Raw genomic sequence first — 24,552 nt, forward strand, 5'->3', positions numbered from 1 at the left:
CGAGAAAGTGATTATACACTTTCTCGCTTATTTTACACTGCTTCTATTTCAAACTGCACTGTAATACCACTTGGATCTACCACCACAAACCCATTTGTAGTTTCATTTATTTCATGTTGTTTTTCTATTAATCTTTCTTTCACTTCGTCTAACGCTTCTTTATGCGGTAGTACAATAGCATATACCTTTAGTCCAGTTACATATACTGGTGGGTGTGGATTGTTTACTCCGTTCCACGTATTTGCACCAATATGGTGATGATATCCCCCTGCTGAAATAAATAAGCAATCCTCTTCACGCTGTTGTACTTCAAAACCTACTGTTTCCACATAAAATTCATGTGATTTCTCTACATCAGCTATTCGTAAATGTACGTGCCCAACGACAGTATTAGCAGGCAGACCATCAAACTCATAATCAACGAGTGTCGCCAATTCTTTTAAATCAAGTGGTGTACTTCCTCCTGACCCTTCTCCCCATTGATCACGCGGACGGTCTGCATAAATTTCAATACCATTCCCCTCTAAATCTTGCAAATAAAAAGCTTCGCTATATGTATGATCACTTGCACTATTAAACCTTGAAATTGGTAAAATTTCATTTGAATATGTATAACGCCCTTCTTGCTCATCCGGGCTGTCAATTACATTCTTATTACGAAGAACCCCAAATAGCGCAGAAGCAAAAGCTTCACGAGTCGGAACTAAAAAGGCTACATGATATATACCAGTCGTACGCGGTTCTTGCAGTACCCCGTCCTCTAACTTTTCAAGAACAAGTAACGCGTTCTTTCCACCTTTTCCAGATAAATATGCTTTATTCCCCTCTTGCTTAATTACCTCTAATCCTACAACATTCTCATAAAAAGCAATTTGACGCTCTAAGTCTTTCACTTTAAATTCAACATGACCAATACGTGTTTTCGGATGAATTTGTACCATGAATAACTCCATCTCCTTATCCCTATATTTTTCCATTACATATAACCGTTACTATGAAGGATACAACTAAAATCATCCTATGTAAATAAGAAAAGTCAGAATTTATATACATTTTTATTTTCATAATAAAAAAGCCACCTTTTCTAAATTTCAGAAAAGGTGGCTTTATAACTCTTATCTCATTTTATGTACTTCAGCAACTAGCTTTCCACCCTGAATGCCCATATAAAGCTTCACAGGTGCATCATTCGTATTTTCAAATACTAAATCTAAATATGGATATGCAATTGTAGCATCTCTTCCTTGTGGAACATAACCTACCGTTTTAGAATGTGTAGTTCTCTCCACCATTTTCAGGCCAGCTTGATCTGCTGCATTGTATAAAGTTGAAGATGTTTGACAAACACCACCGCCATATCCATCTACTAATTTACCATCAACTATTTCTTTCCCTAATTGATATCCTTTATCTGGTGTTGTATCACCGATTAATGAATTAAAAGAGAAACGGTCTCCTTTTGCTAACACAACTCCGTTTATGCTCGCTGCTGACAAACGAATATTCTCAATACGGCCACCTGTTGAACCACCTAAGTTCGTTTCATATCTACCAATTACCGCACCATTTCCTTGCGCATCACTTAATGTTGCGACTGGTTTTTTCTCCACGATCGGCAACTGATACGTAGCATCCCACATACCAACATTTAACAATTTATCTACTAATTCTTTTTCCATTAATTCATAAGAAGGTTTTCCTTCTTGCCAACTTCCATCAGGTGCTATACGTGAAGGAACCATTTTTTTGTCGACGCTTTTTCCAATCTCACCAACAACCTTTGTGACAGACTTTTTAAATTTCGCTTCATCTTCAAAATAGCCTAAACTAGATAAATCTAATTTTTTCACTTCAGTACCAGTTCGACCATCAACTAAACTAATAGTATCCTGTACTTCTGCTTTAGCCTCTACAGTGTGCCCACCAATATCACTTACCAATGCAACATCACTTACTTTTGCACCACAGCCACTCATTATAGCTACACATAACACCCCAACTAATATACCCTTTACTTTACGGAACAATATACTCTCTCCCTTTCCCCAACATCACTATTATGTATTTATTTCATTTTTATGTATGTTTTGTTACAATCATTTTACAATATGTTTATAAAATGTTACAAGTTATTTTTCACTCTATATAAATTACTCTTTTCTTTTATAAATGTCTATACATATTTACATAAAAGTTTGAGTTTGATAGAATTGTAACTTTTATGTAAACTCTCCCTTTTATCCAGTATATACCATTACACAAAAGAAATACAAATCAAAAACTCTCAAGCTATTTTTTATAAAGTGAAACTGTAATCAGTGGGGGTCTTATTGCCCAGCAAATAGCGGGATAAAGAGAAATCCCGTCAACATAAATAGGTATTTGCCGTGCCACCGCTCCGCTTTTGCACATACATTATGGTGAATTCAACCTATTTTAAAGAAATGGAGGATGTTATTATGTATCCCTACAATCCATATGATCCATATAATCAATATGCGTACCAACAACCACAGTATGACTTACAAACACAATATCAATCTTATATAGATCAAGCAGAGCACACGAATCCATATGACCAAAATAGACAATTCCAACTTCCAATCTCTTTTCCTGGCACTGGAAATCGTCAATTAGAAAGACGCGTAAATGAGCTTGAACAAAGAGTTCGTCAACTAGAAAATACAGTTGAGCGCCATACACGTAGACTAAACCGCTTAAACCAACGTTTACGCACAGTAGAAAACAGACTAAACATTCCATTCGCAGCATTAGAAGACGGATTTTAATCGAGAAAATAAAGATTATATAAAGGAAGGGGCTTCCCCTTCCTTTATATAAATTGACGAAAGTTTTTTCCATCTCTATACTGATAAGAGTTAATGAAATGAAACAAGGTGATAAATATGGATTTTGAAATAAATTATCTTTCCTTTTATGTTGTACAAGTAGAAGGAAAAGGTGAAGCAGTTGATAAACGCTACAAACATTTTCAAACTTTAGACGCTGAAGAATATGAAGATAGTTCCTTAAAAGAATTTTTGAATGGTGAGTTATTAAAAATATCGAAGCGAAAAGTAGAACGTCATGCAAAAACAGAACAAGCCCCAACAAAAATTGGTCGCTTTATTGTAGAAGAAGGGCACGAACTTGATTCAAACCCTCATTACAACCTTTTTAATCGTATTCGCTTTGCAGAAACAAAAGAAAACTTTAAAGATATGAGCGAACCTCTCGTTTATACATATCTTGACACAAGCGCTGTACGTGGTGGTGTATTTTTAATTGCTCAGGCAAAACTACGCAAATACTTTGATGATCCATTCGTATTCGTAATGAAATGCGACTTTGAACCAAAGGTTGCTTCTATTTCTGATGAATCAACACTGATTCGTAACGTTGAAATGGCCATCACAACAAAGAATATGAAATCTATCCAATATCCGTACATGCCTGAAGAAGGAATGGTTGAAGTAGGCGAACTAAAAATACATCAAGCATCACATGCCCGCTACTTTGAAGACTTCTTAAAATTCGTCGAATATGAACGCTCTATGCCTGAAATTATGAAAACACAAGTAATGGACATGGTATACGACCAAATTGAAGATGTATTTGAAGAAGGTACGGAAGAACGCGAACAATTCGACCAAGCGATGGAAGTATGGGCTGCCAGTCCGAAACGCGAAATTATGGAACAATTTTCAACTGAAGAAGTAATGGAAGCAACCGCTCAAATCGTCGAGCATGCTCCTGAAGTGGAATTAAAACTAAAAGCCGATCATATCTCTGTGAAGGCGTTGCTTGCGGATTTTGGGGATCAAATACATATTGCGAAGGTAAATGATCGATATGTACTTATGATTGAAGCAGACACACTTACATTTGAAAAAGGCTTCTCTCCTATTGAGTTTCTGAAGCCAGATGAGCTGCAAGATGTGATTGAGCGGATTGAGAATAAGCAGCAGTATTCGTTTGATCCGAGCGGTATTGAATAAAGTGAAACTTTAATCAGTGGGGTTTTGTTCATCCCCCACTAATTATTAGCCCTCACCAATCGGGCTTTTACGGGATAAATACTTCCATATAACTGTTGTTACTGGGCGCTTTTAATAAGCGCTCTTTTATTTATATTAAAAACCGATTCTACTAAGAATCGATTTTTCTGCTTTATAATAAAACATGTTTATTTTTAAATTTTTTTGATGCAAGATGACATTTGTTGCAGAATCAAATATATCCCTTCCTTGTTATACAGGCTTATTTCCATTAGAAATATCTACTTCAATATTTCTAGTTGACCAAGTCCTTCTATAAGTTGTTAAAATGCAAATTTCACTTTACTACCTCAAATTTATTGTACTCGTAAAAAGATAATTGAAAACGATATTCCGGATGTTCTCTCACCCAATCGTAGGCTTCTTCTAAAATTTCCATTTTGTTTTGCAAGTCATTAAGTTCACTACATTCGTCCCTTTTCTGTTTGCACAGAGGGCAGAATCCATTCACTATTTCCGCACTCGTCGCCCTAATAGTTTTACTTTCTAAATCAACTACTAGACGAAGAATAACAGAATGCTCTTCTTTTGTAGTCACCTTCATTTCAGCAATCCGATCCTCATTCCAAAAGACACCGTTTAATTCCATCTTTACTGTGACATCTTTAATATCCAAGTCTACCACTATCATACCTCCCTTGTACAAAACTCAATCTTACTCTTCTATTTTAAACTTTAATACACCACAACTTAAAGAGATATTAAGTTTTTTCCAATTCTTCTTTACTATGAAAGAAAGTGTAGTTAATGCTAATTGTGTGGTAAATATTATCCCAAAAACTAAAACAGTTAAAATGTTAAAGATTGTTTCCATTAAACTACACTCTTTTCTTTATATATATTTTTATTTTATTAATACAGTTTAAAACTCTTATTACGTCTTAACACTCCCAAAGCAATTATAATGTACAATCACAACAACAAGTTGATGCCTATTTAATATCAATACACTGTTATTACATGTATGTAGTTAGAGATGGAGGAGCAATTCATTTAACCTCTGTATTCTCCTCCATCTCAGCCAAATACCTAATCTGTCGTTCCGCTTTTCTCACTGCTATACGAAAATGTTTTTTCAGGAGTTCTACTGTATTTTCACTTATATAATATCTTTCCGTTATACTTTCCCACGTGTCACCACTTTCAAATGTACTCCATTCAAAAGGGCGTTCTGTATTTTTCTTTAGTTCTTTAAACACCCATTTTCGCATCTTTTTTTTCGCTTTTTCTGTTAGTTTTCCGTTTTTTACAAGTTCAAGTTCACCATGTCTTTTGTATCGCTTATTAATATCTCTCTCGCTATACACTTTAAGAAGTATATTTGCTGTATTTTCAGCATCTGCTAAAGCACGGTGCTGTTTTCCTTCCCACGTTAAAGCGAGCTGTTCTACCGCAAATTGTAAACTTGGCGTATGTTCAAACAATTCCTCATATGCTTGGAAAACAAATTTTTGCAAATCAATTCTATTTTCTTTTTCTATACTTGGGCATTCAACACCATATAATGTACAATCATGAGATAGAAAGCGATAATCTTCTTTTCCCCATGAAACAAATATAGAACCTTCGCCGATGAACTGAATAAATTTCTCTATAATCTGAGGGAATTTTTCTACACCCATTAAATCTTTTTTCGTAATACCGGTTAATTTTGTTGTATGACGAGTTAATCGTGCACTTGGTTTTACTAACTCCGAAAATTCTTCAATTATCTTCATTGTACCTATTTCTATTTTTACAGCTCCGATATCAACTATTTCTGATGGATCTTCTGATTTATACGGTCTGAAATTCCTTTCAATATCAAACACAATGAAATGTGTAGCGTTTTTCAATTTATTTACCTCTTTCTAAATTCCTTTTCACACAAACACTTTATTTTCAGTATTTATTTATTCATGTACTTTATACAAAAATACTCCGAATAAATAAATGAAAATTCAGTCTTGTTATGATATGTAAGTAGGAGGACATCTATAAAAGTGCAAAAAAAAAGAAGGGCGAGCCCTTCTTTTTTCAAAAATTACTTCTTGTTTACGTTAGTAGCTTGAGGTCCACGGTTACCTTGTTCTACTTCGAAAGTAACTTCTTGACCTTCTTCTAAAGTTTTGAAGCCTTCGCCTTGGATAGCTGAGAAATGAACGAATACGTCTTCTCCGCCTTCAACTTCGATGAAACCGAAACCTTTTTCTGAGTTAAACCATTTTACTTTACCGTTTTGCATGAAAAAAATCCTCCTACAATGTACCTATATGTACATATTCATTTTCAACCACCTTACAATAATAAGCCAGATATTAAAAAACTGCAACCCCTGAGGAGATTTAACATTGCTATCCTCCTCGGAAGTTACAGCTCATTTAAATCTCTATATTATTAAAAGTAAAATGGTTTAAACATACTATATCATATCAATATAATAAAAGTAAAGTTTTTTCTTAAATTATTTTTTGTTCCCACTGCATTGCTTTTAATTCACCTGATCCGGCTACTACATAACCCTCTTTTTGATTAACAATGCGCCATCCGTGCCCTTTAACTGAATCACATACTGTAACAATACCTTCTTCAAGAAGCACACGGCACACACTACTAATACCCGCCTTATTTTGCGTTGAAGTTGTATATAAAACATGTTGATCTACACTTAAGTCTAAATAACTACTTGCTTTCTGCTCACTTTGACATGTGTGCCAATATATTTTTTCACTTGCAATACTTTCATCTATTTTACAATAAGAAATATTCCCGCTAACTCCCTTGCACGATCCACTTGCCGCTACTAAATAAGAATTGTGTAAAGTCAACGCGGAGATCATTTGATTCATCGCAATTTTAATCCTCTTTAATTTACGTGTCTTCAAATCAAAGAGCCAAACACCACCATATTTAGCATGTATTTTCGTACCAATAAATAAGTAATGTTTATATAAAAATAACGATCGAATAGACGGTGCCGCACTGCCATACTCAAGAAACGGATGAATAGTTTCCCATGTCGAACCGAAATTATTAGAAAGATACAGCGTTTTTTCTCCATGAGCAACAACATTTCCTTGTACATTGCTACATACATTCCAACTCGTTGCTTTTGTTGGAAAACGCTGAATTGTCCAGTTCTCTCCACCATTCATACTACGAATAAAAATCCCTTCGTCACCTACACCATAAACTACATTATCTTCGCTATGTAAATCCCTAATTCGTTTTTGAAAACCATTTAAAATTCGTTTCCATTCTCCGTCTTGTTCAACAAATAAGCCATTATATGTAGTAGCTAACAACAGTTTTCCATCTCTTAACTTTGTAATAGCAGTTACACTTAACATTGTCTCCACGTTGACACTCCCATTCTTAGAACTTCTCAGCAAATGCAATTGCAAAATTACTGCATTTTTCAACATCCTCTTCATCTTCTGGAGCTAATTCAATTTTTAGCCCTTCTTGTACAAGCTCTGCACCGCGCTCTACAAGACGTTCTTCAAATATCGTTACCGCTTCACAAAACAGTTCATACGCTGTATCACCCGATCCGAACACCGCTACCTTTTTCCCAGCTAAATCTATATTTTCTAAGTCATCATGAAAATCTTCCGCTTCAAATGGTAATTCACCATCGCCCCACGTATAAGATCCTAAAATGATTCCATCATAAGCTAATAATTCTTCAGCATCCATGCCTTCCATTTCTTGCAATACTACTTCATGATCAAAAGCATCTAAACTAACTTTAATTAAATCAGCAATACTCTCTGTATTTCCTGACATACTTGCATAAGCTATTAAAATTTTTGCCACTTTGGCATCCCCCTCTAACAATAAATGATTCTCATTCTCATTATATTAATAATGAGAATCAATTTCAATTGATTTTTTTCTACTTTTATTTACATTTCACATCTGACTATTTATATTTCATTTTAAATATCTACATTCATATTCAACTATTGCCAAATCTATCTTCAAACATTATTGTATTATCATCATTTCACATTACTTATTTCAAATAAAAAATGTTTTTGTATCATGCTCAATCTCTAATCAATTGTTCACTTTACAGAAAGAGGAGTCCTTATGATGAGAAAGTATTTTATTAGATTTTTAAAAGCAACCTCCCTTTTAACAATATTCTTACTAATAGGAGCTGCTATTATTTTATTCGGTACTTCATACGGTCATAATTTACGTGTTATCGCAGCCGAGAGTATTTTAACTTCTCAGCATCCACAATATGCAAAATTCACGTTATTGTCTGATGAAGAATTAAATGATATTTCTCAATCCATCACAAATCCAAAATGGAAAAATAGTGAATTTTTAACTTCTAAACTTTCAAAAAAAGAGTTAGAAAGACGAAAAGATTTACCACTAGATGTTTCTATTGAAACAATAAAGAAAAAATATAATGATCATTTTTTCGAAGGGAAATTAATGACAATTAGTAATCCATTCAACGTAAAACTTGTTACCCAGCAAGGTTCAGAAGGTAAAGACGTCGGAGAAAAAATATACGTAATGGCAAAGCGAAACCATGCAGTTGCCGCTGTCAATGCCAGTGGTTTTTGGGATGAAACCGGGCATGGTGGTGGTAAAACCGGAATCGGTATTGTTATTGAAAACGGTAAAGTTATAAACACGCCGAAAGATATTAATACCCCTACCCTCACTAGTGGTATTACAAAATATGGACAAATGGTTTCTGGAGAGTTTTCTGCTAACCAATTGTTAAATAAAAGTGTTGTTTCCGCTGCTGGATTTATGCCTCAGCTAATTGTAAATGGAGAAAAAATGATTACAAATGATGGTGGTTGGGGATATGGCCCTCGAAGCATTATGGCTCAGAAAAAAGATGGATCGATTATGTTTTTCGTCATTGATGGTAGACAACCTCATAGCATTGGTGCTTCCTTGAGAGATTGTCAAGATATTCTTTATGAAAAAGGTGCTGTCAATGCGATGGCAATGGACGGTGGATCATCAGCAACATTATATGCAATGGGAGATATTTTAAATATCCCTTCCACCTTATCTCATAAATCACGCTATTTACCAAACGCATGGGTAGTTACAGCGAACCCTAAGCAACAAGTTCATGTAACAATAGACGGTAATTCTGCGAGCTCTCAAAAAATTTCTGAATTAACAAAGACGACTGCTATAGCTTTCAATAAATAAAAAAGCACAGATGACTATACAATCATCTGTGCTCTTTTATTACTTTTTAAAAATACCAAACGGCTTTCCAACTGGTAAAACAACTTTTCCGAAGTGTGTGTTTAACACTGCTGCTGCTGAACCATAGAAAGATAATAATGAAATAAGAAGTTCAGAATATGCTGCTAAATTATGCATTGCATGCGGCATAACACCTAAAGTACTTAATGAAAGACCGATAAATAAGAAATCAATAAGGACGAAAATCATAAATAATACTTTATGTGTTTCCATTGCACCAATTGTCATAAAGATTGTGAAAATCAAATATCCGATAAAGGCTACACCAAGCTGTTTTGAATCTGCAGCTTGTGCTAATTTTTCGCCAAATACTCCAAGTTGAATTAACCAAGTCATTCCAACACCTAGCCAAAATAGACCGTACGCACCGAATGCTGTTGTACCGAATGTATTATTATGCTTTGCATCATGAATGCAAGCAAAGATTTGTGCAAATCCTCCTAAAAAGATTGCCCACGGTAATACAAGTGAAACGCCATCTGTTAAGCCTAACTTTTGAGATGATGCTACAAGTGTTACCATCGCTAATCCAAATAGACCAATTCCAGATGGATCTGCTGTTGTCATTTTCACATGATGTGTAGTAGTTTGATTGCTCATATAAACCTCCTGATTATAAACATACTCGAATACAATACTTAAATCAGAAGCCTATGTCAATGGTTTTTTTTGTATGTTGTCAGACGTTATATTTTATAATGATTAAATATATTTCCGACCACTTCATAAGGTTTTATATTCACTTTTTCCAACTCATTTATCGGTAGCCATAACGGAATATAACTTCCTCTACCTTCCCACTGAAATTCCTCAGCTGTTCCACTTCCGAACACTCCGCCTGTAATATAGGCAGCATAATAATATTCATTTCCTTTATATTTTACCTTTGCAATAAGGTGCTCCACTTTTATATGTACCCCTAATTCTTCGTATACCTCTCTTTTCGTTGCCTCTTCAGGCGTTTCACCTTCCTCAATCCCTCCGCCAGGAAACACATAATATGTTTCCTCTTCTCGAATACGTTTTATAAGAGCGATTTTTCCTTCCTGTACAATGATAGCCGCTCCGCGATTTCTTATCATTTTATTACCTCAATACGAATCGCAACTGTTCCCCACTCTTTTTCTTGTTCTTTCGTATATATTTTGTATGTACTTTCTAACATTTCCTCTAAACTATCATTTTCACAATCCAATAATTTTTTATCGATTTGTTCATACATGGCTTTAAAGCTCTCGTATCGCTTTATTTCCGTTACTTTTACCGTCATCATTTCTTTTGTCGTAAGATTCGTAAATACGATTTCATCGCCTTTGTTTATTAGTTGACGTTTTTCATCGTATAGGCGTACTTCATATACTTTTTTTCCTGATTGAATTGACTGAAACGGTTTATTATATAGACCCATTTCGTATCGCATACATCCCACTTCCTTTTGTTCATTTCACCTATTAATACAGTTCACATTACTACATCTTGCATATAATATTCCATACGTATCACTTAATTGAGAAAGGAGGCTGAAGAAGCATGTTATATTTAAATCAAAAACCTGAATATAATAAATATGATATTGGTGATTATACTTATAGTAAAGTAGGGCCAACCATTTTTTCTTGGAACGATGAAACAAAATTAAAAATAGGTAAGTTTTGTTCATTAGCAGAAGAAGTCGTTTTCATACTTGGCGGTGAACATCGCGCAGACTGGATAACAACTTATCCATTTAATGCACTTTTTGATGAAGGAGCACATATTACTGGTCACCCTTCTTCAAAAGGTGATATCGTAGTCGGCAATGATGTATGGATTGGTTATCAATCCTGCATTTTATCTGGTGTTACAATTGGTAACGGGGCCATTATCGGCGCCAGGAGCATTGTTACAAAAGATGTACCCCCGTATGCAATTGTAGCTGGTAATCCTGCAAAATTTGTTCGATATCGTTTCCCGCAAGAAACGATTGACAAACTAGAGAATCTCGCATGGTGGGACTGGGACATTTCTGTTATAAAAGGAGCCATTCCATTACTACTCTCCGACAAAATCGACGAATTTTTCACCTCACCCGAAAAAGAATCTACATGATAAATACAGAAAGAGCATCCTTTTTTCCGGATGCTCTTTCTGTATTTATTTTTTATTTATTTGCAAATGATTACACGGAGAACATTGAAAAGGAATTTTCCTTAAGCAATTAAGATTCGTTTCACAAATTTGTTCTATCGTTGGAACAAATGGAATGACAACTATGTTACTTTCTACCATTTGTGTAACAGGTGGCAATACTGTGCCTACTTGATGTTCGAAACGAATACTCGCTTGATTTATATAATTTCCTGAACCATTTGGCGCGCTCTGCACTACTACTTGGAACGAAACTGTCCGTGCTTCACCTGGATTTAAATTTCCTATAATAAAACCTGATACTGGGTTTACATTTGGCACTGGCGTATTATCAATCGTTACAGTTCCAAGGACGAATTGAACACTACTATCTAACATATCTTGAAAACGAATATTTTGTATTGCTGTATCCCCCGTATTTGTAATAACTGTCGTAAACGTAATAACATCGCCAATTGTTGCTGCCTGTAAATTTGCCGTTTTTACGACTGTCGTTGAGACATTTTGAGAAATAAACGGGATAACAACTGTATTGCTATCACCTTCAACTACTACTGGCGGCTCATTCGGATTTACAGTTGCGAGCCCATTTGCTATAGCAGTATTTGTAACTAAATTATTTATTTGTCCTCCTGTTATTACAACTTGGAAATTAATAATTGCTGCGTCATTTGGCTGAAAATCACCTAACGGAATACCGGTATTCGGATTAGCAAATGGAAGAGGTACATCATTTACCGTTACCGTGCCATTTATAAATAAAGTATTCGAATCAATGATATCTGTTAAAACAATATTCGTCACAGGAACTGTACTGTCATTTATAACGGCAATTCCATAAGTGACAACATCTCCTACCATCGCTACTTCAAAGTTTGCTCCTTTTGCAACAAATAAGATTGCAGTATTTACCGTCACTATAACTGTATTGCTCGTATCCATCACTGTAACTGGAGGCTCCCCTGGTACTAAAATATATTCTGCTAACGCCCCAGCAACGTTCACTACTGTACCACCATCTGGAAAGCTCGTAATCGTAGCTTCATATGTTACAATCGCCGTCTCACCAACTGGAATGTCTACAATCGTAAATCCAACCTGCGGATTTACTCCCGGACGAGCTACTCCATTTACAGTTACACTATTTGGTACAAAAACAGCTTCCGGAGATAGGACATCGATAAATTGAATATTCATCGCATCAGCAGTACCAGTATTTAATATTCGAACCGTATACTTTACTGTTTCTCCTACTCCAACAATTGAATGATCTACTTCTTTTTGCATATCTAAACTGCCTCTATTTACTGGTGTGACTGTCGTATTACTTGAATTCGTAATTGTAAACGGAGGTTCTCCTGGAATTAATTCAAAATCACCCGTTACTCTTGCTGTATTCATAATGCTACTAGAAGGCGGAACTGCGATTACATTTACTTCAAATGTAATTAATACGCTATCCCCTACTGCAAGATTAGGCAATGCAAAGCCTACAAATGGATCTAAACCTACTTGCGGAATCCCATTTATTTGTACACTTCCAGGAACGAATTCTAAACTAGGTGATGGAACATCGCTAAACTGAACGTTCGTCGCTGTTACCGTTCCCGTATTTGTAACTTGCACACTATACGTTAACGTATCTCCTAATCGTGTCGCTTCTTTATTTACAGATTTTATAACGCTGAATCGTCCTCTATTCACTCTAGTTATCGTCGTATTACTCGGCTCTGTTACTACAACCGGTGGCTCTCCTGGCACTAAAGTAAAGCTTCCTGTTATATTTGCAACGTTCGTAATTGTTCCTGATGACGGGATGTTTGTAACTGTCGCTTGAAACGTCACTATAACTGTTTCACCAACTGGGATATCTCCAACTCCAAATCCAGTAATCGGATTTAAGTTTGGTTGCGGGGCTCCATTTATCGTTACACTATTTGGTACAAATGACGCACCTGTTGAAATCGTATCAATAAACTGAACATTGTTAGCTGTTACTGTTCCTGTATTCGTTATTTGCACTGTATACGTCAATACATCTCCAACTAGAGTAGCGGCTCTATTTACTTGTTTAATAACATTAAAGCGTCCTCTATTTACAGTTGTGAGTGTTGTATTACTTGGCTGATTTACTATAACTGGTGGTTCTCCTGGTACTAAAATAAAGCTTCCGGTAACATTTGCCGTATTGGCAATTGTTCCGTTTGACGGAACGCTAACAACTGTTACTTGGAATGTGACTTCTACACTTTCACCTGGAGTTATATCCGGAAGTGAGAAGCCAGTGTTAGGATCTAATCCAGGCTGTAACACACCGTTTATCGTTACACTATTCGGTACGAATGTTATAGAGGATGGTAATACATCACTATATTGAACATTCGTCGCTATCACTGTTCCCGTATTTTGAACTACTGTTGTATATGTGATTGTATCGCCTACTGCAACAACCGGCTGACTTACTGATTTTAAAACATTCAAACCAGATTCATTTATTTCTGTTAATGTCGTGTTACTTGTCGTCGTTTCAGTAATAGGCGGCTCTGTTTCACTTACAGCAAACGTAGCCGTAACGTCCACAAAGTTAACAACTGTTCCACCTTGAGGTATGCTCGTTACCATCTCTTGGTATGTGACAAGTACAAAATCACCTACAGGTATATCTGGAACAGCAAAGCCTATAAACGGATCTAATCCTGGTTCTGGCACTCCGTTTATACTCACACTTCCTGGAACAAATGCTACACCACTCGTACTAGAATCAAGAAATTGGACATTCGTTGCCGGTACCGTTCCAAAGTTAAAAATTAGTACATCATAGGTTAATATTTCCCCAACCGTCGCTGCCTCTTTATCTACTATTTTTACTGGAAAAATTGAAGCTATATTAATTGTCGTAACGACTAAATTCGTTAATATCGTTTGCGTAATCGGTGGCTCCTGCGGATTCGGTTGTGAAGTAAATGTAACGTCAGCATCATTTAATATGACTTCATTATCAGGAATTTCCGTAATGGTCACTTGGAACGTTACAGAAATACTCGCACCAGCATTTAATAACGGACTAACTGTAAAGCCTATTTCTGGATTTAATCCAGGTTGCTGTATTCCACCTATCGTTACACTGTTGTCAACAAACGTCGTCCCTTCTGGAATGACATCTTGGAAGAGTACATCTGTAACAGGGATAATTCCTACATTCGTTATTAGCACTGTATACGTTAATACATCCCCAACAGCCCCAGTTGCAATATTTACTGTTTTTATTGCTGTCACTTCACCAGGAGGAGGTAACGGTATTGTAACTACCGTTGTATTACTTGAGTTCGTTGTTGTTACAGGTGGTTGTAAAGGATTCAATAAGAAAGTAGCTGTAGCAGACGCTGTGTTTAGAACTGCCCCAAGCGTTGATGGTGCAACAACTATCACTTGGAATGTTACTGTCAATGATGTGCCAGCTGCAATATTAGGAAGCGGGAAACCAATATTTGGATCAAATCCAGGTTGAGGCGTTCCATTTATCGTTACACTATTTGCTACAAATGTTGTTTCTGGAGCAATCGTGTCAATGAAAGAAATATTTGTAGCTGGAACTGTACCTGTATTTCGTATAACAACAGAATATGTGTAAGTCTCTCCAAGTGCTGCTTGTTGTACAGATGAAGATTTTTGTATAGTTAGTCTCGCTGTATTTACTTGTGTTACTACAAAATTACTATTTGTAGTAGTCGTTATAGGAGGTCCTGCCGGATTTATAAGGAAATTTGCAGTAACATTCGATTGATTTCTTATATTTCCACCACTCGGAACGCTTGTCACTGTCACTTGGAACGTAATTGTAGCAGTTTGCCCAACTGGAATATTTGTAACAGGAAAACCCACTATAGGATTCGCACCTTGCTGAACGACTCCATTAATCGTTACACTATTCGCTACAAATGTAGCTCCAGATGGGATTGGATCTTGAAAAATAATATTCGTTGCGGGGACAGTTCCTGTATTTTGAATAAGAATCGTATACGTTAACGTATCTCCTACACCTGCTTGTGGTGTATTTACACTTTTTATTACATTAATTGATCCTACATTCACTCGCGTCACAACAATATTACTAATCGTTACAATTGTAATTGGTGGCTGGAGAGGACTTACTTGGAAATCAGCAGTTACATTCGCATTATTCGGAAGAACTCTATTTGGTGGTACACTCGTGATTGCCACTTGGAAAGTAACTGTTACTATACCTCCTACTGGAATATTAGCAAGTGGAAATCCAGTTGTCGGGTTTAAACCTGGTTGAGGTGTCCCGTTTATTGTTACACTATTCGCTACAAAAGTGGTTCCAACTGGAATCGGATCAAGGAATGATACATTTGTCGCTACTACCGTTCCACTATTTTGTATAGCAACTGTATATGTTAGTGTATCTCCTACACCTGCTTCAGTAGCGCTTACACTCTTCATTACATTTAGTCCTGAGGAATTAACAACTGTCATAACAGTATTACTTGGAACCGTCACAGTAATTGGTGGCTCTGTTGGATTTACAAGAAAATCTCCAGTTACATTCGCGTTATTTACAACATTATTCCCTGGCGGAATTTCATCAATTAATACTTCAAATGAAATAATTACACTCGCGCCAGTAGGTAAATCATTTAATGGGAATCCTAGTCCTGGATCTGCCCCCTCTTGTAAAACACCATTAACCAATACACTATTTTCAATAAATAATGTCCCTGGCGGAATTGAATCTTGGAAAAATATACTTGTAGCTGGTACACTACCTGCATTTATAACTTCGATTGTATATACTAAAACATCTCCTACCGTTGCCACATTCGTATTCACTGCTTTCACAACTTCAAAGTTCCCTGATTGTACTGTCGTATTCACAACGTTACTCGGTACATTGATTGTTACTGGTGGTTCATTCGGATTCACTTGAAAGCTTGCTGTTACATTTGCTTGATTTAAAATATCTTCATTTTCTGGATTCTGTACAATTACTACGTCAAATGTGACTACAACCGTTTGAGCCGCAGGAATATTCGGAAGAGAGAATCCTGTATTCGGATTTAGTCCACTTTGCTGTACTCCATTAATTGTTACAGAATTTGCAACGAAGGAAACAGCGGAAGAAATAGTGTCTTGAAATAACACATTTGTTAGCGGAACGTTTCCTGTATTTTGAACGGCAATCGTATATGTTAAAGTATCTCCTACTGCTGCTTGTGTTGTATTCACTTCTTTTATTACATTTAAACCGCCTGTATTAACTTGTGTTACAACTGTATTCGTTTGTCTATTAATCGTTATTGGCGGCTGATTCGGAATAACGACGAAATTAGCAGACACATTTCCGCGATTCGGAATCGTACCTCCTGATGGCGTAGAAGTTACTCGTACTTGAAATGTAACTGTCCTAGTCCCACCTGGAGATATGTTAGCAACTGTAAAGCCAGTTGCCGGATTTGCCCCAGGTTGCGAAATTCCATCTACAGTTACACTATTTGTGATAAAAGTCGTTCCAGTTGGGATTGGATCTTGAAAAATAACATTCGTCGCAAGTACATTTCCTGTATTTTGAATTGTTACCGTGTACGTAAGAACGTCGTTAACCGTTGCAAAAGCTTTATCCACTGTTTTTCTCGTTGTTATATCAGCTATATTAATTGTCGTAACTACAGTATTGCTTGTCGCTTGCCCTGAAACTGGTGGTTGACCAGGTACTGGAGTAAAGTTAAATGTTACACTCGCACGGTTTGGAATTGGATTGACAAGAGGGTTTGATGTCACTCGAACTTGAAAGCGCACTACAGTCGTTTGCGATGCATTAATACTTCCAAGATTAATACTACTTGCTGGATTCGCTCCTGGACGTGCTACCCCGTTTACCGTAACGCTATTTGCGACAAATGTTGTTCCAGCAGGGATACTATCAACAAAAATAACATTGTTTGCAGTGATGTTTCCATTATTCGTTACATTAACCGTGTACGTTAATACATCATTAAGTGTTGCCGTCTGTAGATCTACAGACTTTTGCATACTTATAGTTGCTTGATTCACTGTCGTTTGTACTGTATTTGAAGAAGACGTACTTGCAATAGGAAGGCTACCAACGAAAGGACGAAATTGGTAAGACACCATTGCACGATTTGAAATAGGATTTGGATTTGGAAACGATGTAATTCTTACTTGGAATGTAACGATTCTTTGAGCATTATTTGGTATCGTTCCTAAATTAATTCCACTAGCTGGATTCGCACTTGGTTGTGTTACTCCACCAACCGTTACACTACCAGCTATAAATGCTGTGCCGTTCGGAATACTATCTTGTAATATAACGTTGTCCGCACTTCCTGTTCCTGTATTCGGAACTGTAATCGTATAAGTGAGAATATCTCCTATACCTGCAACTGCTTTATCAACAGATTTGACAGGATTTATAATCGGTCCCGTCGCATCAATTTGAACACCAAAACCAGCCGCTGCATAACCATCACCATTTGTAACGAACCGAACGGTTGCTGACGTTTGATTATTTACTAATGATGATGAAGCATCTACGTTTGTAATATCCCATCCTTGTCTTCGAACAGCCAAAGCTATCCCTAATGGCTGATTCAAATCTCCAAACGTTCCGGTTGTATCTAATTCCCCAAAGTCATTACAAATTTGAGATTGAAAGAAATTATTTGCCGGATTTCTCGGTCCGAATAATGCAACTGTAGCATTTGGGTTTGGTCCAAAGCGAAGTTGATCTCCAGAAATGTTGGAATCTCCCTCTTGAACAGTTACGAGTACTCTTCCTGTAACAGCTCCTGTAGCTGGAGTAGCAAATCCTGAAATAGTAGCATCAACAGGCGGGGATGAAGCATCAATAATTTCTTGGCCTGCATAAACTGACAAATTCCGAAGAGGTAAACTTGCATTTTGATATACAACCTCAAGCGTCCAGCCAGCTGAACGACTGATTGTTGGATCAGCTGAAGTTCTTGCAGCGGGCACAGCACCTGTTGTATATGTGCCTGCCCCACCTGCACTAACAAGATTCGTTACATTAGCAGAGCGAGCATAATAAAACTGATTTCCTACTGAACCTTGCTGCGCGGTAGCGGGATCTGGCGTAACAGCAAACGTCCCTGATGGTGTTGTAAATGTAATATCATCATTTAAAAATGGTAAAACATCTTCCGTATCAGTCCGAAAAGTACCAGCCCAAACTAACTCTGCATATAGTACACTACTCCCCGCCGGAAGATTTAAAATTGCACTTGAAGAATTCAATTGCCATTCATCCGTCGTTCCTGCTGGGAACCCTGGTACTTGCAGCGCTGTATTTACCGTAGTAAATACAGCAAGTGTACCAAAAATATTACCTGGCGCAGGTGATGTAGGGCTAAGCCCTAACGTGTTCCCAGTGAACGTGACGGCACCAGGTACTGTTGTTGTAAAACGGTTTATAAAAGGCACACAATCATCTCATTTCATTTATAGTAAAAAGTGCTCTATACTATAAAATGTAGACAAACTATGCAATGTACGTTGTCCAACAAAATTCCGCACATACGAGAGGAGTTTATAAAACTATGCGCTACGTTATCATAACAGGAACTTCACAAGGTTTAGGTGAGGCTATTGCCACTCAGTTGTTAGAAGAAAGTACAACTGTCATCTCTATTTCTAGAAGAGAAAATAAAGAACTTACTAAACTTGCAGAGCAATATAACAGCAATTGCATTTTTCATTCCTTAGATCTTCAAGATGTACATAACTTAGAAACTAACTTTAAAGAAATCATTTCATCCATTAAAGAAGACAATGTATCCTCTATTCATTTAATTAATAATGCAGGTACAGTTGCACCTATGAAGCCGATTGAAAAAGCAGAAAGTGAACAATTCATTACGAACGTTCACATTAATTTACTTGCACCTATGATTCTTACATCTACGTTTATGAAACATACGAAAGAATGGAAAGTAGATAAACGCGTTATAAATATTTCATCTGGTGCAGGAAAAAATCCTTATTTCGGATGGGGCGCTTATTGTACGACGAAAGCTGGTGTAAATATGTTTACACAATGCGTAGCAACTGAAGAATGGGAAAAAGAATATCCAGTAAAAATCGTCGCTTTTGCCCCCGGTGTTGTTGATACAAATATGCAAGCACAAATTCGTGAAACAGCTAAAGAAGACTTCACAAATTTAGACCGCTTCATTGCATTAAAAGAAGAAGGAAAGCTATTATCACCTGAATATGTTGCGAAAGCTATTCGTAACTTACTAGAAACTGAGGAATTCCCTCAAGGCGAGGTTATTAGAATTGATGAATAACAAAAAGGCGTGCTAAAATAGCACGCCTTTTTGTTTTACTTCTCTAAAAATATGAGCACAGATTCCGCAATTTGTTCATAACCAATTTCTTGATAAATTTTATTAGATGTCGGATTCGCTAGATCAGTATATAACGTAGTCGTCTGATAGCCTTCATCTAACATACGTTGACTAAGTGCTGCTACACAATGAGATGCATACCCTTTTTTCCTTGCTTCTTTCGGCGTATATACAAAATTGACTGTTATATTATTTTTAGTTGGTCTCGTTTTTGCAGCTACAGAAACGAGTTTCCCATCTACTTCCAAACCAAACAGTCGATTTGTAATTATTAATGTATACGCAGTTTGTTTTGCTTCTTCTTTCGTAGTAGGAAGCTTTACGTCTTCACAAAATTGATATATCCACTGTTCTATTAATGGTAATTCATCATTATTTACCGCTCGGAAAAGTCCATTCGCATTACACTTCTTCTTTACTCTGTTCAGCCCATACACACCTTGCTCCATTGCAACATTCGTTTTTTTATTTTCTAATACGGCAATCTCTTCCGCTAATTTCTGTACAATTTTCTTATTACCGATCAATCCAGGAATATCCGGATATACTTTCGTTAATTCTTTTGCAAGTTCCTCAATAGTTACTCCCGCAATTTCAGAAGTTGCAACAATGATTTGTTTCTTCTCTTCTGTTTGCAGAAATACAACCGCAATTTCTTCTCCTTGTTTCGCTATCCCCATAAATATCGGTTCTTGGACCATTTGTAATACACCTAATATGAGATTGTTTTCCTGCTCATTCTTTTCTAGAAATGGTGTAACATCTTCTTTAAAATGAAAAATCTCTTCATATACATGTAATTGAATCATCGACAATCTCTTCTCTCTATTCATAGTTTAATTAAGTATTGGCGATTAATTCATCAAATCCCTCTTTTACGATTCAATAATATTCAAAGCTAATGTATTCAAAGCATTTTCAGCTTGTAAAATTCTCTGTTTTTCCTTTTCAAATACATCTTCTTCTTTTTGAAATGACTCTTTTCGATTTTTGATCATGCGCTCCATCTCTTTTTTACTCGGTCCACCGTATACATTTCTTTTTTGAATAAAAGCTTCTGGCGATATAATTTCTTTCCACTCTTTTTCTAATAAATTTATTTTAAAATGTTCTTGCAAGTACATATTTACCTCTTTGAAGTGTAATTCATGTAGTTCTTTTTTCTGCTCCAATGACATATTTGCAATAGCACTTGCTGCATGATGAGCATGCCGAAATGGAATTCCATAGTTTTTTGTTAAAACATCGGCGAAATCCGTTATCGTTATTGCATGTTTATAGGAACGACTTTTTAACGTTTCTTCTTCTACTTTCATCGTTCGGATCACTGCATTCATCATACAAAAAACACGAATTGCCTTTTCAATCCCTTTATATAAATATGGCTGCAAGTCATCTTCCGTATCGACAATATCACCAAATGGTGTATTATGAATCATTTGAAATACTGTAAATGCTTCTCCTAAAGCACTACTCGTAATTGCACGAGCATGTTCAATTGAAACCGGGTTTCGTTTTTGCGGCATAATACTACTGATTTGTACATATGGCTTTGCAACAGTAATACCGTCATATTCTTTCGTTGCTAACAACAAAAAGTCATGAATCCATCTACTCGTATTCGTCATCATTACCATAAGTAGCGAGCTAACTTCTAATAAATAATCCGCTCCAGCAACAGCATCATATGAGTTCTCAATTACATTTGCAAATCCAAGTAGATGAGCAACTCGTTCTCGTTTAATCGGGAAACCTGTTGTAGAGAGTGCAGCCGCCCCCATTGGAGATTGATTTAAAAGCTGGTACGTTTTTTTCATTCGTTCTAAATCTCTTTGCATCGTATCATAAATTGCTAACGTATAATGACCAAATGTTGTTGGCTGTGCCGGTTGTGTATGTGTATAAGCTGGCATTATTGTTTCCTTATAATCAGCAGCAAGTTGTAGTACACTTTCTTGCAATAACAAATGATGTTCCATTAATCGTAATACATATCGCCTTAAACTCATGCGATACATCGTTACACCCATATCATTTCTACTTCTACCAATATGCATATTACTTACAAAATCGCATTTCGCTTCTTGAGAAATTAAATGTTCGACTAAAAAAAAGAGATCTTCATGCTGCTCTGTATAGAGCAATTGCTCTTCTGGAATTCCCTCTACCTTTTTTAATGCGTGTAATATAACTTTAGCTTCTTCCTTTTTCATTAAATTTTCTTCTGTCAGCATCGCAATATGTGCTTTATGCACTTGAAACATATCTTTCAATAAGTAATTTCGTTGAAAATTAAATACATGTTGTAATACACAATCCACATATGTTTTTCCAGGGAAATCAGCGCCTTCACTCTTTATAAACTCTTCTTTACTCTGTTTCATCACCTTTTCCCCTCTCACCTAAGTATTACTACCCATCATACCCAGAGATAGAAAAAAAGTGCTTGTACATAAAAATAAACTCGGTGCTCTCTGCACCGAGTTTATTTAATAAAAGTCGCATCATACTTATCACTTTGCAACACTTGGAAATGTAAGTTTGCTAAATGTTTCCGTATTTCTGCACTATCGTCTTCATTTAAATTATTCGCCAAAAACACAATCTCCGTACAGTTTCCACGTTTATCCATAGCGTAAACTGCTTTTGTAACCGTCCACGGTGTGTAACCATTCTTTTGCCCAGCATGTCTGAATGTTTTACGGTATTTCTTGGCACTCATGTCTGTTTCAACGATATTTGCCCACACTTTTTCTTCAGCCTCTGTCAAGCCACCTTTATGGTTTGCCTTTTGAAGTAATACCATATAATCATTTGCAGAAGCTGCTGGTAATCTATCTGACCAAATTTTGTCGTAACGTTCCTCTAAATAAAGCGGAATTTCCTTCTGTAATAATGGTCCCTTCTTCTTTAAGCGTTCATGAATAATCATCGCATATTCACGATATTGCTCTTGAGACATTTCTTTTAACTTTTTCTCTATTTTATATTTTGGAACATGTAATTCTTTATGCAAATATCCCGGGATATACAAAGATGAAACGATTGGAAATAGTGGTTGATGTGCAGGAAGTGATAAACTTTGTAAATTTCGATTGATGTTATCTAATCCTAACAATTCCATTAAGTATTCAGCATTTGCATTCGAACTAAACTTAACCATTCCTTTTGCCACTTCTTCTAAAGAAACCGCTCCTTCAGTTATCTTGCCCGTCTTCTCCAAATACTTTTGCCATCTATCTTGTGCACCACCATCTGTATTCGGCACATAATAACGATTCACATCATTAATTGACACGAAACTAGAAGAATCAATTTTCCCTTCAGTAACTTGTTTCGTATATTCAAGCGCCACAATTAATTTCATCGTACTAGCAACTGGCAATACAACATTTGGGTTTACAGAATAAACAACTTTATCATTTCTCTTTACTAAAAGCGCACTATTTTTTTCATCTTTATGTTCTTCAATAAAAGATGCAATATACTGTGCATCATCATTATTTGAACTCCACACTTTTTTCACTAAAAAGTTACCCGATATTAGCAAAACAAAAATACCCACAATTACTGCGCATACTATAGTTTTTTTCAAGTAAAATTCCTCTCCTATTGTGTAACTCTTCTCTATTTATCATTTAAAAACAAAATAATGGAGATGGTCATTTAAATAACCATCTCCATTATTTTAACTTGTATGCTCCTATTATGTCTACGTCATAAATTTCACAAAATCCTCAAGAAACTTTTTATAATGTAACGACCAACCAATTCGCACCCAATTTTTTAATGCTTTTGCATCAGGTTGAGGCCGAAAATCAGCAATACTCTCTCCTTTTGCAATTCCAACTGTATCTACATCGACACGACGATATACATAATCTAAAAGGGATGGATTTGCCGCAACCATCATTGTAACGACGTCATGTACTGGACTTCCTTTTATTTTCGGATTTAACTTTCTATAAGCTTTATAATAGTACGTAAATATCGGCTCGATTAACTTATTAAAACTCGTTTTAGAGTGTTTCGTAATATATTTTACCATTTCCGGTGTAATAATTGCTTCAGATGTAACGTTAAGTGGCACTAATGTTACATTTTTGGCATTTTGCATAACTAATTGTGACGCAATGGGATCACCATGAAAATTCGCCTCTGCGACTGGTGTTACATTACCAGGCATTAAGAAAGCACCGCCCATTATATAATATTCTTTCACATACTTCATCATCGGCTTTTCTAAAATAAATGCTGTCGCTAATGTTGTTGATCTACCAGCATCGACTATTATTAATTCTCCTTTATATTTTTCAAGAAGATCAAAAAATGTACAAAAAGGCTTTATATTTGGTGAAAAAGTTTTTGGAGGTTTAATTGGCCCTAAACCGTCTGTCCCATGAATTTCTGGATAATACGTCGTAATATCTCCGGATAAAGGAATTTTCGCACCATTAATAACAGGTATATCTTCCCGTCCTGCCATTTGCAATAAATATGCGGCATTACTTGTCGCCTTTTCTTGTGTTACATTTCCATATCCCGTTACTACACCAACAATATCAATATCAGGATGCAACAATCCATACATAATTGCTAAAGAGTCATCAATGCCTGGGTCTCCTAAAAATAATACTTTTTTCATCGACCTCAACTCCATCCCCTCAGTTGTTATTAATTTATGAATAACCGTGGATATACAGAATAAAAAATGAACAAATTCACAC

Annotated in this window: 20 protein-coding genes; 5 read left to right on the forward strand and 15 right to left on the reverse strand. The window is 36.2% G+C overall.

Features of this window, described 5'->3' with window-relative positions:
• Window positions 1–32: 32 nt before the first annotated feature.
• A complete protein-coding gene (locus BHV55_RS17525) occupies window positions 33–941 on the reverse strand; it encodes a VOC family protein (RefSeq protein WP_070756867.1) in 909 nt (302 codons plus the stop codon).
• 174 nt (window positions 942–1,115) lie between these two features.
• Window positions 1,116–2,027 (reverse strand): VanW family protein, encoded by a 912-nt coding sequence (locus tag BHV55_RS17530; protein ID WP_000488972.1) that lies wholly within the window; start codon window positions 2,025–2,027, stop codon window positions 1,116–1,118.
• A 432-nt stretch (window positions 2,028–2,459) separates the two neighbouring features.
• Between BHV55_RS17530 and BHV55_RS17535 the strand changes: the two genes are divergently transcribed.
• The gene (locus BHV55_RS17535) at window positions 2,460–2,789 is read left to right on the forward strand and encodes a hypothetical protein (RefSeq protein ID WP_000283715.1); all 330 of its coding nucleotides are present in this window, start codon (window positions 2,460–2,462) and stop codon (window positions 2,787–2,789) included.
• Window positions 2,790–2,906: 117 nt separating this feature from the next.
• Window positions 2,907–3,998, forward strand: a complete 1,092-nt coding sequence (locus BHV55_RS17540) for a DUF3900 domain-containing protein (protein WP_000345046.1) — start codon at window positions 2,907–2,909, stop codon at window positions 3,996–3,998.
• A 337-nt stretch (window positions 3,999–4,335) separates the two neighbouring features.
• Here the strand turns inward: BHV55_RS17540 and BHV55_RS17545 are convergent, their stop codons facing one another.
• From BHV55_RS17545 to BHV55_RS17565, 5 genes are all read right to left on the reverse strand, one after another.
• On the reverse strand, window positions 4,336–4,683 hold the full coding sequence (locus BHV55_RS17545) for a hypothetical protein (protein WP_000227983.1): 348 nt from the start codon (window positions 4,681–4,683) through the stop codon (window positions 4,336–4,338).
• 364 nt (window positions 4,684–5,047) lie between these two features.
• A complete protein-coding gene (locus BHV55_RS17550) occupies window positions 5,048–5,893 on the reverse strand; it encodes an exonuclease (RefSeq protein ID WP_070756868.1) in 846 nt (281 codons plus the stop codon).
• Window positions 5,894–6,081: 188 nt separating this feature from the next.
• A complete protein-coding gene (cspB, locus tag BHV55_RS17555) occupies window positions 6,082–6,282 on the reverse strand; it encodes a cold shock-like protein CspB (protein WP_001179150.1) in 201 nt (66 codons plus the stop codon).
• 214 nt (window positions 6,283–6,496) lie between these two features.
• Entirely contained in the window at window positions 6,497–7,396 is a 900-nt protein-coding gene (locus tag BHV55_RS17560) for a WD40/YVTN/BNR-like repeat-containing protein (RefSeq protein WP_000449526.1), read from the reverse strand.
• A 16-nt stretch (window positions 7,397–7,412) separates the two neighbouring features.
• Window positions 7,413–7,856 (reverse strand): flavodoxin, encoded by a 444-nt coding sequence (locus BHV55_RS17565; protein ID WP_001062752.1) that lies wholly within the window; start codon window positions 7,854–7,856, stop codon window positions 7,413–7,415.
• 279 nt (window positions 7,857–8,135) lie between these two features.
• Here BHV55_RS17565 and BHV55_RS17570 point away from each other — a divergent pair, with 279 nt between their 5' ends.
• On the forward strand, window positions 8,136–9,233 hold the full coding sequence (locus BHV55_RS17570; RefSeq protein WP_070756869.1) for a phosphodiester glycosidase family protein: 1,098 nt from the start codon (window positions 8,136–8,138) through the stop codon (window positions 9,231–9,233).
• Between the two features lie 39 nt (window positions 9,234–9,272).
• Here BHV55_RS17570 and BHV55_RS17575 read toward each other — a convergent pair whose 3' ends face one another.
• From BHV55_RS17575 to BHV55_RS17585, 3 genes are all read right to left on the reverse strand, one after another.
• Window positions 9,273–9,893: an acetate uptake transporter gene (locus BHV55_RS17575; RefSeq protein WP_000070938.1), complete on the reverse strand. Its 621-nt coding sequence runs from the start codon at window positions 9,891–9,893 to the stop codon at window positions 9,273–9,275.
• A gap of 86 nt (window positions 9,894–9,979) precedes the next feature.
• Window positions 9,980–10,375, reverse strand: coding sequence for an NUDIX hydrolase (locus BHV55_RS17580; RefSeq protein WP_000620829.1), 396 nt, complete (start codon window positions 10,373–10,375; stop codon window positions 9,980–9,982).
• Entirely contained in the window at window positions 10,372–10,713 is a 342-nt protein-coding gene (locus tag BHV55_RS17585) for an ASCH domain-containing protein (RefSeq protein ID WP_001268348.1), read from the reverse strand. Before BHV55_RS17585 ends, BHV55_RS17580 begins: the two co-directional genes overlap by 4 nt.
• A 110-nt stretch (window positions 10,714–10,823) precedes the next feature.
• Here BHV55_RS17585 and BHV55_RS17590 point away from each other — a divergent pair, with 110 nt between their 5' ends.
• Window positions 10,824–11,381, forward strand: coding sequence for a CatB-related O-acetyltransferase (locus BHV55_RS17590; RefSeq protein WP_000966305.1), 558 nt, complete (start codon window positions 10,824–10,826; stop codon window positions 11,379–11,381).
• A 45-nt stretch (window positions 11,382–11,426) separates the two neighbouring features.
• Here BHV55_RS17590 and BHV55_RS17595 read toward each other — a convergent pair whose 3' ends face one another.
• Window positions 11,427–18,899: a DUF7507 domain-containing protein gene (locus BHV55_RS17595; RefSeq protein ID WP_070756870.1), complete on the reverse strand. Its 7,473-nt coding sequence runs from the start codon at window positions 18,897–18,899 to the stop codon at window positions 11,427–11,429.
• 116 nt (window positions 18,900–19,015) lie between these two features.
• Here BHV55_RS17595 and BHV55_RS17600 point away from each other — a divergent pair, with 116 nt between their 5' ends.
• Window positions 19,016–19,765 carry a (S)-benzoin forming benzil reductase gene (locus BHV55_RS17600; RefSeq protein WP_001271048.1) on the forward strand — a complete coding sequence of 250 codons (750 nt, stop codon included), beginning with the start codon at window positions 19,016–19,018 and terminating at the stop codon, window positions 19,763–19,765.
• Window positions 19,766–19,800: 35 nt separating this feature from the next.
• Here BHV55_RS17600 and BHV55_RS17605 read toward each other — a convergent pair whose 3' ends face one another.
• The 4 genes from BHV55_RS17605 to BHV55_RS17620 all read right to left on the reverse strand — a co-directional run bounded on the left by BHV55_RS17605 (window position 19,801) and on the right by BHV55_RS17620 (window position 24,470).
• Window positions 19,801–20,634 (reverse strand): GNAT family N-acetyltransferase, encoded by an 834-nt coding sequence (locus tag BHV55_RS17605; protein WP_070756871.1) that lies wholly within the window; start codon window positions 20,632–20,634, stop codon window positions 19,801–19,803.
• 66 nt (window positions 20,635–20,700) lie between these two features.
• Window positions 20,701–22,209, reverse strand: a complete 1,509-nt coding sequence (argH, locus tag BHV55_RS17610) for an argininosuccinate lyase (RefSeq protein WP_070756872.1) — start codon at window positions 22,207–22,209, stop codon at window positions 20,701–20,703.
• 101 nt (window positions 22,210–22,310) lie between these two features.
• Window positions 22,311–23,420, reverse strand: a complete 1,110-nt coding sequence (locus BHV55_RS17615; protein ID WP_000751366.1) for a serine hydrolase — start codon at window positions 23,418–23,420, stop codon at window positions 22,311–22,313.
• Window positions 23,421–23,537: 117 nt separating this feature from the next.
• On the reverse strand, window positions 23,538–24,470 hold the full coding sequence (locus BHV55_RS17620) for a nucleoside hydrolase (protein ID WP_000756459.1): 933 nt from the start codon (window positions 24,468–24,470) through the stop codon (window positions 23,538–23,540).
• Between the last annotated feature and the right edge of the window lie 82 nt (window positions 24,471–24,552).

Source organism: Bacillus sp. RZ2MS9 (assembly GCF_001816185.2).
In the GTDB taxonomy this organism is placed as follows: Bacteria; Bacillota; Bacilli; order Bacillales; family Bacillaceae_G; genus Bacillus_A; species Bacillus_A cereus.

Bases quoted from the DNA above. Each gene is read 5' to 3' on its own strand.
- BHV55_RS17525 (WP_070756867.1), bottom strand. From the start codon at position 941: ATGGTACAAATTCATCCGAAAACACGTATTGGTCATGTTGAATTTAAA.
- BHV55_RS17535 (WP_000283715.1), top strand. From the start codon at position 2,460: ATGTATCCCTACAATCCATATGATCCATATAATCAATATGCGTACCAA.
- BHV55_RS17540 (WP_000345046.1), top strand. From the start codon at position 2,907: ATGGATTTTGAAATAAATTATCTTTCCTTTTATGTTGTACAAGTAGAA.
- cspB (WP_001179150.1), bottom strand. From the start codon at position 6,282: ATGCAAAACGGTAAAGTAAAATGGTTTAACTCAGAAAAAGGTTTCGGT.
- BHV55_RS17570 (WP_070756869.1), top strand. From the start codon at position 8,136: ATGAGAAAGTATTTTATTAGATTTTTAAAAGCAACCTCCCTTTTAACA.
- BHV55_RS17575 (WP_000070938.1), bottom strand. From the start codon at position 9,893: ATGAGCAATCAAACTACTACACATCATGTGAAAATGACAACAGCAGAT.
- BHV55_RS17580 (WP_000620829.1), bottom strand. From the start codon at position 10,375: ATGATAAGAAATCGCGGAGCGGCTATCATTGTACAGGAAGGAAAAATC.
- BHV55_RS17585 (WP_001268348.1), bottom strand. From the start codon at position 10,713: ATGCGATACGAAATGGGTCTATATAATAAACCGTTTCAGTCAATTCAA.
- BHV55_RS17590 (WP_000966305.1), top strand. From the start codon at position 10,824: ATGTTATATTTAAATCAAAAACCTGAATATAATAAATATGATATTGGT.
- BHV55_RS17600 (WP_001271048.1), top strand. From the start codon at position 19,016: ATGCGCTACGTTATCATAACAGGAACTTCACAAGGTTTAGGTGAGGCT.
- BHV55_RS17605 (WP_070756871.1), bottom strand. From the start codon at position 20,634: ATGATTCAATTACATGTATATGAAGAGATTTTTCATTTTAAAGAAGAT.
- argH (WP_070756872.1), bottom strand. From the start codon at position 22,209: ATGAAACAGAGTAAAGAAGAGTTTATAAAGAGTGAAGGCGCTGATTTC.
- BHV55_RS17620 (WP_000756459.1), bottom strand. From the start codon at position 24,470: ATGAAAAAAGTATTATTTTTAGGAGACCCAGGCATTGATGACTCTTTA.